2 protein-coding genes are annotated in these 2,429 nt (G+C 66.9%); one reads left to right on the plus strand and one right to left on the minus strand.

The annotated features are described in order from the left end of the window. The coding region (locus BLS74_RS33470; protein ID WP_093112336.1) for an amidase at positions 1-1,445 on the minus strand (1,445 nt) is incomplete at its 3' end. Between the two features lie 143 nt (positions 1,446-1,588). Here BLS74_RS33470 and BLS74_RS33475 point away from each other — a divergent pair. After that, positions 1,589-2,429: LysR family transcriptional regulator (locus tag BLS74_RS33475; protein WP_244504148.1), on the plus strand; the 841-nt coding region annotated here is incomplete at its 3' end.

The following is a 2,429-nucleotide window of genomic DNA, read 5'->3' on the forward strand; positions in this document are numbered from 1 at the left end:
CGGCCTGCCCAAAGCGCCGGACGTCGGGCGGCCCAGGGCATCGACTGCTCGAGCTGCCCGGCCAGTCGTAGCAGCAGGTCTTCACGCGCAAAGCCGGCGGCGAACTGGATGCCGATGGGCAAGCCGTCGCCCGGCGCCACCGCCAGCGGCACGGACATCGCCGGTGTTCCCGCCACGTTGGCCGGCGGCGTGAAGGAGGCATGCCGGAAGACGCGTGCCGTCCACTCCAGGCCGCTCATACGATCGGCGCCCTCGCTGTAGGTCGCAAGCAGCCCCGGCAGCTGCGGGAGCGTGGGCGTCATCAACACGTCCATCTTCGCGAACCATTCACCGACGGCGCGCGCGACGGTATTGCGCACTTCGAGCGCAGCGGCGAAGTCGACGGCGCTCGCGCTGCGGCCATAGCGATAGTTCGCGAGCGTGGAGGGCTGGAGAGTCGTCGCATCGATGGGGCGGCCGGTTGCGGCGGCAAGTCCGTCGATCCAGCGCACCAGCGTGGCGCACCAGATCTGCGCGTTGGCATGGACGAAGGCCTCCCACGACACGCCAAGTTCCGGCGTGGCCTCTTCGACATGATGGCCGAGCGACTGGAGGTGGCGCGCCGCGTCGCGCGTGGCCTGCGCAATAGGCTCCGACGTGGGCACGCCGTTCCACGAGTGGACCATCAGCCCGATGCGCAGCCTGCCAGGGTCGCGCCCCACCTCTGACAGGAAGCTGCCCGCGGGCGGTGCGGTGTAGTAGGGGTCGCCGGCCGAGTATCCCTGCACCGCGTCCATCAGGGCGGCGCTGTCGCGAACCGTGCGACTGACGCCAAGTTGCACGCCGAGGCCCGCGAACACTTCATCGAGGGCCGGGCCGTTGGACGTGCGGCCCCTCGTGGGCTTGAGGCCGAACAAGCCGTTGTAGGCAGCGGGCACGCGGATCGAGCCCGCTGCATCCGTTGCATGCGCCATCGGTACCACGCCCGCCGCGACGGCTGCGCCGGAGCCACCGCTGGAGCCGCCCGCGCTGAGGCGGGTGTCCCAAGGGTTGCCGGTCGCCCCTTGCAATGCGGACTCCGTTTCCGTGCTGAAGGCCATTTCGGGCGTTGTCGTGCGCCCGATGGTGACCAGGCCGGCTTTCCTGAAATGGCGCATGAGACTCGAGTCGCCAGATGCGACCACGCCCTTGGCCAGCCGGCTGCCGAGTTCGTTCTTCCTGCCTGCCATCTGGATGGCGAGATCCTTGATCAGAAACGGCACGCCCGCGAGCGGGCTGCCGGTCGCCGGCGTAGCCAGATCCGATTCTTCAGGCGCCCAGTGCTCGACCACGGCATTGATTCGGGGGTTCACGGCATCCGCCGCGGCCCTTGCGAGCGCAGCAAGTTCTGCCGGCTGCATTTCGCCGGCAGCGACGAGCTGTCCCAGGCCGACGGCGTCATAGGTCGTGTATTCGCTCAGGTTCATGGTGTTTCTCCAGAAGGTGGAACACCAAAGATAGGGAAAGCGGGCTGCTTTGATTAGCCCACTCGGACGGCAAGAGCTGGACCATAGATGGGACAATGCCGGACGTGCGAACCGTCGAAGGGACGTTGATCATGGCAAGGGATATGAACGACACGCTCGTGTTCGTCCGCGTCGTACAGGAAGGCAGCTTCACTGCCGCGGCGCGCGCACTGCAGATTCCCAAGACCACGGTCAGTCGACGCGTCTACGAACTGGAGAAGTACATGGGCGCGCAGTTGCTTCGGCGCACAACGCGCAAGCTGAGCCTGACTGAAGCGGGGGCGATCTATTTCGAGCAATGTCGATCCATCGCCAGCACGCTCGAAGCCGCCGAGGGCGCCGTGCACCAACTGCGCGACGGCCCGCGCGGGTGGCTGCGAGTGACCATGCCCTACTCGTTCGGCGTGAGCTGGTTCGCCCCGTTGCTCCCCGGTTTCCGGGCGAGCTACCCGGACGTGAGGCTGGAGATCGTGGCCTCGCACGCAACACTCGACCTGGTCGAGGATGAGATCGACATTGCATTGCGCCTCGGCGAGTTGCCGGACTCCAGCCTCGTGGCACGGCGACTCGCGAGCTTCCCTTCGGGCATGTTTGCAAGTCCTGCCTACCTTCGGCGCGCGGGAACACCCGAAACGCCCGACGCCCTGCGCGACCATCCGACGCTGGCGCTGCATCAGGCGCGCCGCGACGTCGGCTACGTGTGGCCACTGCGAAAGGGCAGCGGCAAGGCTCGCGGCTACCTGATCGACCCGGTCGTTGTGGCAAGCGATCCGGCTCTGCTCTATGACGCTTTGTGCCAAGGGGAAGGCATCTCACTGGCTATGGAACAGAGCATGGCGATGGATGTCAAGGCGCGCCGCTTGGTACGCGTTCTGCCAGAGTGGATCGGACCGCCGCAGGAGCTCAATGCGCTTTCTTCACGGGAGCGGATGCCGTCTCCGAAGG

The organism is Variovorax sp. CF079 (assembly GCF_900101545.1).
GTDB lineage: Bacteria > Pseudomonadota > Gammaproteobacteria > Burkholderiales > Burkholderiaceae_C > Variovorax.